This window comes from Arcicella sp. GW821-FHT09D11, from assembly GCF_059416265.1.
The window spans coordinates 1-13112 of sequence record NZ_JBWKOV010000010.1 but is presented as its reverse complement, the minus strand read 5'-3'; the positions used below and the strand labels follow the sequence as shown (position 1 = coordinate 13112).

The 13112-nt window shown below is 35.6% G+C and carries 9 protein-coding genes; 7 read left to right on the top strand and 2 right to left on the bottom strand.

All coding sequences use genetic code 11. The features are described from left to right. Window positions 1-4: 4 nt before the first annotated feature. On the bottom strand, window positions 5-2740 hold the full coding sequence (locus AC07N0_RS20245) for a PQQ-dependent sugar dehydrogenase (protein WP_494590743.1): 2736 nt from the start codon (window positions 2738-2740) through the stop codon (window positions 5-7). Between the two features lie 421 nt (window positions 2741-3161). Between AC07N0_RS20245 and AC07N0_RS20240 the strand changes: the two genes are divergently transcribed. After that, window positions 3162-5435 (top strand): GH92 family glycosyl hydrolase, encoded by a 2274-nt coding sequence (locus tag AC07N0_RS20240; protein WP_494590742.1) that lies wholly within the window; start codon window positions 3162-3164, stop codon window positions 5433-5435. A 45-nt stretch (window positions 5436-5480) separates the two neighbouring features. On the opposite strand, the gene AC07N0_RS20235 is transcribed toward AC07N0_RS20240, so the two are convergent. Continuing rightward, window positions 5481-6896 (bottom strand): aldehyde dehydrogenase family protein, encoded by a 1416-nt coding sequence (locus tag AC07N0_RS20235; protein WP_494590741.1) that lies wholly within the window; start codon window positions 6894-6896, stop codon window positions 5481-5483. 545 nt (window positions 6897-7441) lie between these two features. Between AC07N0_RS20235 and AC07N0_RS20230 the strand changes: the two genes are divergently transcribed. The 6 genes from AC07N0_RS20230 (at window position 7442) to AC07N0_RS20205 (ending at window position 12888) form a co-directional block, all read left to right on the top strand. Beyond that, window positions 7442-7825: a response regulator transcription factor gene (locus AC07N0_RS20230; protein ID WP_492804354.1), complete on the top strand. Its 384-nt coding sequence runs from the start codon at window positions 7442-7444 to the stop codon at window positions 7823-7825. A 128-nt stretch (window positions 7826-7953) separates the two neighbouring features. Further along, the gene (locus AC07N0_RS20225) at window positions 7954-9144 is read left to right on the top strand and encodes a sugar transferase (RefSeq protein ID WP_492804356.1); all 1191 of its coding nucleotides are present in this window, start codon (window positions 7954-7956) and stop codon (window positions 9142-9144) included. A 70-nt stretch (window positions 9145-9214) separates the two neighbouring features. Beyond that, entirely contained in the window at window positions 9215-10423 is a 1209-nt protein-coding gene (locus tag AC07N0_RS20220) for a glycosyltransferase family 2 protein (protein ID WP_494590740.1), read from the top strand. 45 nt (window positions 10424-10468) lie between these two features. Then, the gene (locus tag AC07N0_RS20215) at window positions 10469-11335 is read left to right on the top strand and encodes a glycosyltransferase family 2 protein (protein WP_492804360.1); all 867 of its coding nucleotides are present in this window, start codon (window positions 10469-10471) and stop codon (window positions 11333-11335) included. Window positions 11336-11343: 8 nt separating this feature from the next. Further along, complete coding sequence (locus tag AC07N0_RS20210; RefSeq protein ID WP_492804362.1) at window positions 11344-11961, top strand: acyltransferase; 618 nt, start codon at window positions 11344-11346, stop codon at window positions 11959-11961. Between the two features lie 15 nt (window positions 11962-11976). Continuing rightward, the gene (locus AC07N0_RS20205; RefSeq protein ID WP_494590739.1) at window positions 11977-12888 is read left to right on the top strand and encodes a glycosyltransferase family 2 protein; all 912 of its coding nucleotides are present in this window, start codon (window positions 11977-11979) and stop codon (window positions 12886-12888) included. Window positions 12889-13112 lie beyond the last annotated feature (224 nt).

Sequence of the window (13112 nt, the reverse complement as noted above, 5' to 3'; positions counted from 1 at the left end):
TTCTTTATTTTAGACTTTTTGCAGATACAAAATCTATCCATTCTAAACTAAACAAATCCTTGTTTGGCGTTTCGTTTTTGATAAAGACAAAATACAAATCATGTTTTCCTGCAATTGCTTGAATCGCCGTACTCTGTTCTGTATAAGTATTCCAGTTACCTGTTGGTGCATACGTCAAAGTACTAATAATTTCACCTGTTGGTGAATCAGCATGTACTTCAATTTTAGCTCCTTTGTCTTTTGAAGAATAACGATAAGTAAGTTGTTCAATATTCTTTAAGTCAATATTTTTCAACACAAAGTACGAGCCGTTATGGATATTACCTAAACGTTTTCCTTGTCTGCTAATATTATTAAGCACATCTGCTTCGCTACCAAATACTTTCGTAGGACGCAACACCAATACGTCACTCTTACTAAGTGCTAGTACCGCCTTTGTTTTGCCTTGTGGTGCTACTAATGACCCTTTGTCTGTATAAGAAGCCGTCAACACATAGCGTCCTTCTTGCTCCTTACCTACGTGCTCTTTTAACGTTAAATTCCCTTGTTGAGGTATTCTATTCTCTACAGGTACATTGCCTAATGATAAAATGTATTTTACCATTTCGGTAGTTTCTTCACGCGACAGTTGTGGATGGGCACTCATCTCACGTTCATCCCAAATACCACCACCACCGATGATGATTTTATTGGCAAGTTTAGCTATTGCTGTTTTATCATCTCTATATCGTTTGGCAACTTCAGTAAACGATGGTCCTACAGATTTTGCATTTACTTGGTGACAAGCCTTACAGTCTGAACCCGCAATTAATGATTTACCCAAACTAAAGGTTGATGTTAATTGCTGATGTCCCATCAATGGCTCTCTGCTCACTTTAGGAATATAATTAAGGATAACCTTTACTTTCTTAGGGTCAATTATTTTATCCTCTTTGTCTTTTACACTTACGACATACTTTAAAGTAGTTTGCGAAGGCTTAAAGAATGTGCTATTATCCGTCGTAGCAATCGCAACTTCAGGGGTTGTATTTCCTACTTTTATTTTTAAAGTATCCGTGTTGCTTGCTCCTAATTGGTCTTTTACCGTTAATACTACTTTGTAGATGCCATTTTTACTAAAAGTATAAGTAGGATTTATTTCTGTTGATACAGCTTTGCCTTCAAATTTCCATTGATATGTCAATTGATCTCCTTTGTCAAAATCATAGCTTTTATCTCCTTTGAAAGCTACTTTTAATGGAGCTAATCCAATAGTATCTACCGCAGCAGCTTCTGCTACAGGGGCACGGTTTCCGCTATTGAAATCTATTTTTACCAAACGAGCATCTTCATTATCAATACCATAAACTGAGCCATACTCAAGCAAATAAACACTGCCATCAGGCCCTATTTCCATATCTACTGGGCGACGGAAATCTCCTGTTGTTGGCATGAACGCCTCCATTGATTGATAATTCTGTTGCTCATCTAAACGTACTGCATAAATCCAGTTACGCATCCAGTCGTATACAAATAGTGCTTTATCGTAATAGGCAGGCAATTTTGTTGGATTAGCGATTGAAGGATCAAAATGATATACTGGCCCACCCATGGCACATCTACCACCTACGCCTAAAGCAGGAAATTCCGCTGATTGGTTATAAGGATACCAAATCATTGCCTTTTGTGCTGGAGGCAAGTTTTTAAGCCCTGTATTATAGGGAGAAGTATTTTCAGGCGCTTTTGGGTCAAAAAGAGAACCTATTTTTTTCGTAGCAAAGTCATATTGAAAATATGGTTTATTATCGCCTACAAAATATGGCCAGCCATAGTTACCTGCTTTCTTCGCTTGATTAAATTCATCATAGCCACGTGGTCCTTGAATACCATCTGTTCCAGCATCAGGACCAATTTCACCCCAATAAAGGTATGATGTTGCTGGGTCAACCGAAATACGGTAAGGGTTACGACAACCCATTACAAAAATTTCTGGGCGAGTACCTACTGTTCCTTTAGGAAACAAATTCCCTTCTGGAATCGTATAAGAACCATCAGTCTCTACATGAATACGAAGAATTTTACCTCGTAAATCATTTGGATTACCTGCCGAGCGTTGTGCATCAAAAATAGGTCTTCCTTCTCTTGAGTCTATCGGTGCATGACCATTCGATTCAAAAGGCACAGTATTATCCCCTGTTGAGATAAACAAGTTTCCATGCGCATCCCAAGCCATAGAACCTCCTGTATGAGCACTTACTTCTAAGTCTATAGGAAACTCAATAATTGCTTTTTCGCTTTCAATATCAAGGGTACTGTCATCATTTACTTTGAATCTTGCAATTCTCTGTTTAGTTTGTTCTTTATCTTGTACGGTATAAAAAAAGTACAAATAATGATTCTGACTAAAGTGAGGGTCTATGGTCATCCCCAACAAACCATTTAAGTACTTATCAACCGCTTTGGCAGGAAAATCATAGAGTAATCTAGTCTTTTTCTGAACAGGGTCGTATACATAAAATTTACCTGCTCTTTCTACGAAGAATACACGACCGTCTGGAGCAACAGCCAATTCCATTGGTTCGTTAAGGTCGTTAGAAAGTACGCTTTTTTTAAAGCGATTTTCTTCAGGTCGATTTAAGGTATCTGCCCACACATTAGCCTTTGAGACTGTAGTATGTGTGTTCATAGATTCATGGGTAAGAGAGCTTAAACCTAGGAATGCTCCTAGATACAAACTGTATTTTGCGATAGAATGAAACATTGAGAGTATATTAAACTTAAATAATAGAGATAAATAAAAGTACAGTATACCAAATTTAAGTAAGTATGTTGTATTTCTTCAAGACTTGATTTGAATAATACAAAATTATTAGACAGGATAGAAATATCAGTCTTGTTTTTCGTCAAAAATAGGGGACATATTGGTAATACCGATTTTGTTATTTCATCGTACTTTATATTGCTAAGAGGCCTCTTTTTTTTAAATATACCCTTGTATAATAGAAATTTATTTAGAAAACTTATTACTAACATTACTGAGTATATTTTAGAGGGCAATGTATTTTTCTCCGAAGAAGACATTACAAGCGTATTCCTGATTAAATTAGGCTTATAAATACAAACAGAACACAAAAATCAAAGCATTATCTTTAAAGGATTATCCAACATAAAATTTTATAAAAATGATTAAACGATTTTATTGCTGCTTACTTTTTATCACAATCAGTTTAGTTTCACTTGCACAATCAAGTGAGCATCCCGTTGATTTGGTAAATACATTGATGGGCACGGCCTCAAAGCCAAGTTTATCGGCTGGGAATACGTATCCTGCCATTGCCCTTCCTTGGGGAATGAATTTCTGGATGCCACAAACTGGTAAAATGGGCGATGGTTGGGCATATACCTATGATGCTGACAAAATCAGAGGGTTTAAACAGACACACCAGCCAAGTCCATGGATTAATGACTACGGTCAATTTGTAATTATGCCAACTACAGGCAAGCGTGTCTTCAAAGAAGATGACCGTGCAAGCTGGTTTTCACATAAAGCAGAAGTAGCGAAGCCACATTATTACAGTGTTTACTTAGCTGACCACGACGTAACAACCGAAATTACGCCCACAGAAAGAGCAGCTGTACTTCGTTTTACATTCCCAAAAACCGACAAAGCACATATCGTAATCGATGCTTTAGATAAAGGCTCATACATCAAAATCATTCCAAGCGAAAGAAAAATCATTGGCTATACAACCAAAAATAGTGGGGGTGTTCCTGAGAATTTCAAGAATTACTTTGTGATTATCTTCGATAAGGCTTTTGCCAGTACAAGTACTTGGAACGGCAAAGAATTGGTTGATAATACGTTAGAAATCAAAGAAAACCATGTAGGTGCTGTAATTGATTTTGCTACCGAAAAAGGCGAAAAAGTTCAAGCAAAAGTGGCTTCGTCCTTCATCAGTTTTGAACAAGCAGAAATCAATTTAAAAGAAGTAGGAAAAGACAATTTTCAACAAGTAAAAAGCAAAGGTGAGAAAATCTGGAATGCATCCTTGAACAGATTAAAGGTTGAAGGTGGTACTGACCAACAAACACGTACTTTTTACTCTTGTTTATACCGCACAATGCTGTTTCCAAGGAAATTCTATGAGCTAGATGCTCAAGGGAAAGTAGTTCATTATAGCCCATATAATGGAAAAACATTGCCTGGCTATATGTTTACTGACAATGGATTTTGGGATACTTTTAGAGCAGTTTTCCCTTTCTTCAATTTGATGTTCCCTTCGTTGAATGCACAAATTATGGAAGGCTTGGCAAATACTTATGATGAGAGCGGTTTCTTGCCTGAGTGGGCTAGTCCGGGGCATCGTGATTGTATGGTAGGTTCTAACTCGGCTTCTATCATTGCCGATGCATACTTGAAAGGTGGACGAGGGTTTGATATTAATAAACTGTATGAAGCCTTATTGAAAAATAGTGAAAACGAAGGCCCGATGAGTTCCGTTGGACGATTAGGCGTAAAGTATTACAATCAATTAGGCTATGTACCTTATGATGTAAAAATCAATGAAAATGCAGCCAGAACGTTGGAATATGCCTATGACGATTTCTGTATTTATCAATTAGCAAAAGCCTTGAAGCGTCCACAGGATGAAATTGACCGCTTTGCAAAACGTTCACAGAATTATAGAAACTTATTCGACCCTAGTACAAAATTGATGCGCGGTAAAAATCAGGATGGCACTTTCCAAAGTCCATTCAATCCTTTTAAATGGGGAGATGCTTTTACAGAAGGAAATAGCTGGCATTATACATGGAGCGTTTTTCATGACATCAATGGTCTTTCTAATTTAATGGGTGGTAATAAAGGTTTTAGTCAAATGTTAGATTCTGTCTTTGTGGTTCCTCCTGTTTTTGATGATTCATATTATGGATTTGTCATTCATGAAATCCGTGAAATGCAAATTATGAATATGGGGAATTATGCCCATGGAAACCAGCCTATTCAACACATGATATACTTGTATAATTATGCAGGACAACCATGGAAGACCCAGTATTGGATTAGAGAAGTAATGAATAAAATGTATCAGCCTACGCCAGATGGTTACTGTGGTGACGAAGATAATGGACAAACTTCTGCTTGGTACGTATTTTCTTCTTTAGGTTTTTATCCTGTGGCTCCTGCTACGGATCAATACGTTTTGGGGGCTCCGCTATTCAAAAAGGTAACTTTATCGCTTGAAAGTGGCAAGAAGATTACTATCAATGCTCCTGAAAACAATACACAAAACAAGTATATACAAACCCTTAAATTCAACGGTTTACCGTATACTAAAAACTGGTTGAGTCACCAGAAGTTAATGCAGGGTGCTACGATTGATTTTAAGATGTCTGCTTCTCCTAACAAAGCACGAGGCACGAATACAGTAGATTTTCCTTATTCCTTTTCTAAATAATCATCAAAATCCCCCAAACGAATGTTAATTGTTTGGGGGATTTTTTTAGAAATACTTAATCGTCAAATCTATTAGCTTCTGCTTAAAATCAGTATAAGGAGGCATTAATAAATCTAACGCAATAAAAGGCGACCATTGTTTCATAATTGCCCTTTGGTTAGAAAATGCTAGGAAACCATAATGCCCATGCCCCTTTCCAATGCCACTATTATTTGAACCTCCAAAAGGTAATTCGTTATTAAAAAAGTGTAAGGTATTATGATTAATTACCGTCCCTCCTGCCCTTGTCTGGCTAATTATGCTGTTTATTGAGCCCTTATTCTTACTAAAAATATACAAAGCCAATGGTTTTTCGTGTTGTTGAATATGCTGAATAGCTTCGCCTAGTTCCTTAAAAGTAATCAAAGGTAGGATTGGTCCAAAAATTTCTTCTTGCATCACCTTGCTGTCTTTACTGACGTTTGATAGTAGTGTGGGAGCGATAAATGCTTGGCTTTCATCTGTTTCTCCACCCATTTCTATCACGGCTCCTGTTGCCTTAACCTCTTCTATATAACTCTTCAAACGATTAAAATGCCCTTTATTTACAATTCGATTATAATCTTTTGACTCTTCAGGATTTTTTCCATAAAAATTCAAAACTTGCTCTTTGAATAGTTTTACAAAATCATCCTTTATGCTTTCTTGGATGTATAAATAATCTGGGGCGATGCATACTTGTCCATTATTCAAATATTTTGCCCACGCTATTCTACTAGCAGCTTTGACCAAATCAGCGGATTCATCCACAATGACAGGTGTTTTACCTCCCAATTCTAACGTAACAGAACATAAATTTTCAGCCGCTGCTGCCATAACTTTCTTTCCTAAAGCAGGACTTCCCGTAAAGAAAATATGGTTGAAGGGCAATTTGGTGATGTATGCTGCTACTTCGGCATTTCCTTCAAATATTGCTACTTCGTTTTCAGAGAATACTTCTCTTATTATTTTTTTCATCAACGTTGCCGAATGAGGAGTATGCTCTGAAGGCTTTATGATGACACAGTTTCCAGCAGCAATGGCAGAAACCAATGGTCCAAACGTTAAATTAAACGGAAAATTCCAAGGAGAAACGATTAATACAACACCCTTTGGTTCGTAATGAATATAAGATGAAGTGCCTAATAGAGAGATTGGACTTGGCACAACCTTCGGCTTCATCCAATGCTTTAGGTGTTTGATTGTGTGGTTTAGCTCATTAATAATCGTGTATATTTCCGTTAAATCTACTTCAGCAGGCGCTTTTCTGAAATCATCAAACATTGCTTTTTGAATCTCTGCTCGATATTGAAGAATCGTTTTAAGCAATTTTTTTAATTTAGTTTTTCTTTCTAATGCATTTGTATGACCAATATTATATTGGTTCTCTATTTGCTTACTAAAAATAGCATCAATTGCATCAGTCCATTCCTTATTTTCCATCATCAATAAATGATTAGCAAACACCAACAAAATTAGATTAAATTAGAATTATCCTTAAATTAGAATAAATAATAAGGATTTATTCTAAACATATCAGCCACCAAAGATGAGGGAGACATCTATGTTGCTACTAAAAAAAGTATAAATGAAATTTGTTTATTGTAAAATAGCAATATTTTGTCAATATATTTATATTTAAGGTTTGCATAAATGTGGATAGCAGTATTCTTTATGTGAGTGCAAAATTTCTATTGTACAAAGTCCGCCTTGAATATAGTTTAGGTTGTTTAAAAGCATAAAAACATTTGTTTGGCAAGGTAATTGATTGTAACTTTAAGAGAGGATATTAAAAAAATAACATTTTTAATATTAATCTATTGCTGCATCTTTTTTTATAATATTTATTTTATACTATTGATTACTATTGTATAAAAAAAAGTAATACAAAAAGGCTTTTCATTACATCAGTTAATGGAAGTGTTTCTTAAGTAACCATATTTTTATTGTTTCCACAATAGCCCTAAAAAATTCAATAACTAAAAATAATGAGCAACAGTAAATTGAAACTTCTAATAGTTGATGATGAAGCAAGTACTAGAAAAGTATTAGAACATTTCTTGAACAAAGAGTTTGATGTAACAGTTAAAAACGATGGAATGGAAGGAATGAATTGGTTAGATGCAGGAAACGATACAGACTTTATCATTGCTGACCTTAACATGCCAAACTTGGATGGTAAAGAGTTTGTAAAAGTAGTACGTGCAAGTAATTTATTCAGTAACCTACCAATCATTATTCTTTCTGGTACTGACGAAAGTAAAGAAAGAATAGAATGCTTGAACTTAGGGGCTGACGATTTTATGCTAAAACCATTCAATCCGATGGAAGTACATGCCAAAATAAAAGCTATTTTACGTAGAGTAAAATAGACACCACCATTAACCATTTATTTTATAAAACATATTAAGAGGTTTACTCATTATTTGTTACCTTAATGCTTATGAGGTCAAAGTTTATCGTGTATGTCTTGAGATAGAATTATTAAAATCACTAAAATATGAGTAGTATCCCACAGACTATATCATCACCAAAGGATGATTTTCCTATTAAAGTAATTTTGGTTGAAAATGAAGATTTTGTAGTGGTCAATTTTTTGAAAAAATTTGGACAAAAACTTCACATAAAGGTTATTAGTAACTTAGACGAATGTCTGGAGTTTGTGAAAAATACCTATCCTCCTGATGCCATTATTATTGCTAGAAATCTAGGCGGAATCAAATTTTTAGAAACAATCAGGAAAGATAACTGGACAAAAAATTTGCCTGTTATCCTTACCAGCGACCATGTAACGCCTGGCCTGATTAAAGAAATCATTGAGAAACAAGGAGATGATATCTATCCTAAAGATTTCAGTTCTGGTGATTTAGTTACTCGATTAGAATACTTCATCAAACGTCGTCATTATGTTGCCAGTCAACAAACAAAATCAAATATTTTAGAGGTAAAAATTCCATTCTGGAAACGCTTTATTGATGTTTCCACTACTGGTTTTGCTTTGTTGTTGCTGTCTCCACTGCTTATTATTATTTCTATCCTAATCAAATTAGATTCTAAAGGCCCTATCGTCTATAAATCTAAACGTGTGGGTGCGGGCTACAAGATTTTTGAAATTTATAAGTTCAGAACGATGCGTACTGATGCTGACCAGTTAATTAAAAACATGGAATCGCTGAATATGTACACCAAAGGAGCAACTGAAGCCAAAACAGATGGACTTTGTGATGAGTGTGCACTAATTGGTTCTTGTCAGCAACGATTATATCTTGATGGTGAAGAAACTTGTGAAAAGGTTTACTTGAATAAGAAAAAAGAAAAAGTAGCCTTTATGAAATTTCAAAATGACCCAAGAATTACAAAACTAGGCCGTTTCTTAAGAAATAGTAGTATCGATGAGCTACCTCAATTGTTTAATATCTTCTTGGGAGATATGTCTCTGATTGGAAATAGACCTTTGCCACTATACGAAGCTGAAAAATTAACAACAGACGATTATATTGAACGCTTTGCTGGTCCGGGTGGACTTACTGGCCTTTGGCAAGTAACCAAAAGAGGAAAAGGCAAAAAAGATATGACCGAACAAGAAAGAATAGAATTGGATATTGAGTATGCTCGTAACTTTTCTTTCAAGTATGATTTAAAAATCTTTTTTATGACATTCCCTGCCCTCTTACAATCTGAAAATGTATAAAAACCCAACCCAGAAAAACTGCTCAGCCCTGTGGTATTAATTAAATTAATATCTCTCAAAATATTAAACTATGAAACTCATACTTGAACTATGTTTCTGGATTTGTATAGGGCTAGTAGCCTATACTTATGTTGGCTACGGTATAGTTGCTTGGATTTTTGTAAAAATCAGAAAAATATTTGGGTATACTTTTAAAAAGTATAACGACCCTACCTTTCTTCCAGAAGTCACTTTAGTGGTACCCGCTTACAATGAAATGTCGTGCATTGAAGCCAAGGTTATTAATACATTTGGGCTCGATTATCCATCGGATAAATTCGAAGTTCTTTTCGTCACAGAAGGCTCAAATGATGGAACGTCAGAATACATAGCATCTCTTCAATCAGAATATAGTAATCTAAGAATGATTGCAGGCGATACCCGTAGAGGTAAAATTGAAGCCATGAATATGGCTATGAAAACCATCAATACCCCTATTGTTATTTTTACAGACGCTAACACAACCCTCAATTACGCTGTTATTAAAAATATCGTAAGGCACTTCCAAGACCCCGTAGTCGGGGCAGTTGCAGGTGAAAAACGTATTCAAACAGAAGGATCAGAAGCCGCTGCTGGAGCTGGCGAAGGGTTATACTGGAAGTATGAATCTTTTCTGAAAAAATTAGATACTGAGCTTTATTCTGTCGTAGGGGCAGCAGGTGAATTATTTGCTGTAAGAACCAATCTATTTGAACACGTTGAAAAAGATACACTGCTGGATGACTTCATTATTTCCTTACGAATTGCTGCCAATGGTTTTAGGGTAATTTATGAACCAGATGCTTATGCCAGTGAACGCCCTTCGTTCTCTATTCAAGATGAAATGAAGCGGAAAATCAGGATTTCAGCAGGAGGTTTTCAGGCAATAGCCCGTTTAGGTTTCCTTTGGAATATCTTCCGCTATGGCTTACTTTCGTTTCAATATGTTTCACACCGTGCTATGCGTTGGGCAGTGGCTCCATTTTGCCTTCCTCTTTTGGTATTAATCAATTTTATCCTACTTTTTACAGGTTCCGAATTATTAGATAATTTCATATATCATCTTTTGATGCTTGCTCAAATTGCCTTTTACATTTTAGCTTTACTTGGCTATTACCTTGAAAACAAGAAGATTAGGGTAAAAATACTTTTTGTACCCTTCTATTTTTCTTTCATGAATTATTGCGCCGTCCAAGGGTATTTTAGATACAAGAATGGATTAACTTCAGGTATCTGGGAAAAAGTAAAAAGAGCAGAATAATTGTTGCCTTTAAAAAGATTTGTTATTCCATAAATTGAAAAAACTATGATTAATTTTTCGTTACCAACTTGGGTAGAGCAAATATTAAGCAAACCATTACTCATTAGTAAATATACCGCTAGTGAAGTTGAAGAGCTAAAGAAAAAATTATCTATATTTTCTAACGAAAACCCCATTGTTAGTGTAGTAATCCCTGCATGGAACGAAGAAGAAAGTATCTTACATACCTTAATTTCGCTGGCAAATACTAATACAAAATATCCTGTTGAGTTAATTGTAATTGATAATAATTCAACCGATGGCACAGCCAATCTTTTAAATACAATTGGTGTAAAAAACTTTTTGGAGACCAAGCAAGGCGTTGGTCATGCCAGAACTTGTGGTTTGCACAAAGCAAAAGGCACTTATGTGTTAACCTGCGATAGTGATACATTATATCCAGCAGGTTGGATTACGGCCATGACTGATGCACTAGTAAAAGGACAAGACAAACCTGTTCCTGTATATTGTGTACATGGTAGTTATTCATTTCTTCCTTCTCCTTCTACCCCACGTTGGCAATATGCTTTCTATGAAATGCTGAGCAGTTTTGTGATTAAACAAAAAGAACGTACACAACCTTTTCTGAATGTATTAGGGTATAATTCTGGCTTTATTAGACAAAAAGGTATCGACATAAACGGCTATGATATTGAAGTACAAAGAACTTTCAGAGGAGTTGCTTTTGATGATGCAGGTCATGCTACAGAAGACGGAATGATGGCATTACGTTTGCAAGAAGCAGGAGGAAAAATTGAGGCGGTAGATAGCGATGATGCAAAAGTTTGGACAAGCGATAGACGAATACAAATAGATGGTGGTTTAAAAAAGGCACTTATATTTAGAATCAAAAAACATCTTTTCAAAAAATAATTCTTCTTATGTCTATTATTCAAACCATCAAATCAAATCCTGCCTTAAAGAAATTTGTGCATTGGTGTTTAATTCCAAAGTATCAGGCACGACCGCGACTTTGGGTAAAATGGTTTATTAATCCTTTCTTTCATAAAAAAGGGAAAGGCTCTGTAATATGCAGAAGAACAAGAGTAGATGTTTTGCCTTTTCAGCCTTTTACACTGGGCAATTTTAGTACAGTAGAAGATTTTGCTACCATTAATAATGGCGTAGGGGCTGTTCATATTGGCAATAATTCAAGAGTCGGTATTGGCAATGTAATCATCGGCCCTGTAACAGTGGGTAATAACGTTATTTTTGCACAAAATATCGTAATGAGTGGTCTTAATCATGTGTACACTGATGTTACCCTTCCTATTGATTTACAGCCCGTTACAACAGCTCAAATCACGATAGAAGACGATTGTTGGATTGGTGCCAATGCGGTGATTACTGCGGGCGTAACTATCGGGAAACATAGTGTAATTGCGGGGGGAGCTGTTGTTACTAAAAGTATTCCTCCTTTTAGCGTTGCTGTTGGCAACCCTGCTAAAGTAATTAAACAATACAATGCTACATCAGGGCAATGGGAAAAAGTAAGCTGAAAACGAATAACAAAGATGGCAAATCATCAACCAAAAGTTTCTATAATAACCATAAATTTTAACAGTACTGATGTTACTGCTGCGCTATTACGTTCGTTAGAAAAAATAACTTATCCTTCTATTGAAGTAATTGTCGTTGATAACAGCACCAAAGATTTTGGTTATCAACTTCCAATAGATTTTCCTTGGATTACTTATCTTGAACCTGGAGAAAACCTTGGTTTTGCTGGTGGAAATAACAAAGGATTAAGAATAGCAACAGGAGAATATTATTTGCTCTTGAACAATGATACAGAAGTAGATGCAGGTTTTCTTGAGCCTCTTATCGCACGCTTTCAGACGGATGCTAATATTGGGGTAATTTGCCCTAAAATTTTATATTTTGACGAACCAGACGTTATACAATTTGCAGGATATACGCCTATTAATCCTATATCAGGTCGAGGCTTTGGCATTGGTTATTTAGAAAAAGATACAGGTCAGCACGATAAGGCTATGCCGACATCACGTGCACACGGAGCAGCAATGATTTTTTCAAAAGTCGCTTTTGAAAAAGTTGGATTCATGGCAGAATTATTCTTTTTGTATTATGAGGAAATGGATTATTGCGAAAGATTCAAAAGAGCGGGTTATACAATTTGGTACGAGCCAAGCAGTAAAGTCTGGCATAAGGAGTCTATGAGTACGGGCAAAGGTTCAACCCTTAAAACCTATTATTATAGTCGAAATCGCTTACTTTATTTACGAAGAAATACTTTTGGGTATCAAAAGATACTGATGTATATATATTATACTGCTATTGCTCTTCCAAAAAATCTATTAGGATATTTAGTAAAACGAGATTGGCCTCATTTAAAAGCTTTTTGGCAAGGATTTATCTGGAATTTTAGTAATTCTTCGAAGGATGAACATGACTTGAAGACTTGAGGATGTATGACTTTAGGATTATAAGACTTAAAGACTCTAGGTTTTACTCTTACAGTTTTTAAGTCTTTTTTACGAAACCTTCCTATTAGGGGATGACTTAAGTCCTACTGATTACCCACATCTTTTAAAAAAGTTGAAATGAAGATATAATTATTGATAAAATTGGTTTAAATAGGGTTAAATCGCCTTTCAAACTGAGCTTTGGTCTCCTCATGTCACAGCCT

Coding starts and splice junctions, on each gene's coding strand:
- AC07N0_RS20245 (WP_494590743.1), bottom strand. CDS start 2,740: ATGTTTCATTCTATCGCAAAATACAGTTTGTATCTAGGAGCATTCCTA.
- AC07N0_RS20240 (WP_494590742.1), top strand. CDS start 3,162: ATGATTAAACGATTTTATTGCTGCTTACTTTTTATCACAATCAGTTTA.
- AC07N0_RS20235 (WP_494590741.1), bottom strand. CDS start 6,896: ATGGAAAATAAGGAATGGACTGATGCAATTGATGCTATTTTTAGTAAG.
- AC07N0_RS20230 (WP_492804354.1), top strand. CDS start 7,442: ATGAGCAACAGTAAATTGAAACTTCTAATAGTTGATGATGAAGCAAGT.
- AC07N0_RS20225 (WP_492804356.1), top strand. CDS start 7,954: ATGAGTAGTATCCCACAGACTATATCATCACCAAAGGATGATTTTCCT.
- AC07N0_RS20220 (WP_494590740.1), top strand. CDS start 9,215: ATGAAACTCATACTTGAACTATGTTTCTGGATTTGTATAGGGCTAGTA.
- AC07N0_RS20215 (WP_492804360.1), top strand. CDS start 10,469: ATGATTAATTTTTCGTTACCAACTTGGGTAGAGCAAATATTAAGCAAA.
- AC07N0_RS20210 (WP_492804362.1), top strand. CDS start 11,344: ATGTCTATTATTCAAACCATCAAATCAAATCCTGCCTTAAAGAAATTT.
- AC07N0_RS20205 (WP_494590739.1), top strand. CDS start 11,977: ATGGCAAATCATCAACCAAAAGTTTCTATAATAACCATAAATTTTAAC.